This window comes from Pseudomonas sp. SIMBA_068 (assembly GCF_046534705.1).
GTDB lineage: Bacteria > Pseudomonadota > Gammaproteobacteria > Pseudomonadales > Pseudomonadaceae > Aquipseudomonas > Aquipseudomonas putida.
In genome coordinates, this window is record NZ_JAWRYI010000974.1 from 1 (window position 1) to 256 (window position 256).

The following is a 256-nucleotide window of genomic DNA, read 5'->3' on the forward strand; positions in this document are numbered from 1 at the left end:
GAAACAGCACCAGCCATTGCCTGGCGCTCATTTTTCTAGCGTCCATGAAGGTGCTGACATCAAGGTTGGGAGAACTCGACATAGATGACTCCTGTTTTTGTTTTTATCAGAACGCCTTTCTGGCAGCGGCATCTTTTGCAGAACACCAGGCTTTCTCAGTGGGCGGTGATGACACTATCATAAATGGAAGGCCATTCCAAAAGTAAAAAGTATTCCATTTATGATTTTGATCGGCAGGAGTCAGCGCGCTTGGCTT

General features: G+C 46.5%; 1 protein-coding gene. It reads left to right on the top strand.

The genetic code is table 11. The features are described 5' to 3' along the window. Positions 1 to 206: hypothetical protein (locus tag SB756_RS32330; protein WP_410913536.1), on the top strand; the 206-nt coding region annotated here is incomplete at its 5' end. Positions 207 to 256: the final 50 nt, after the last annotated feature.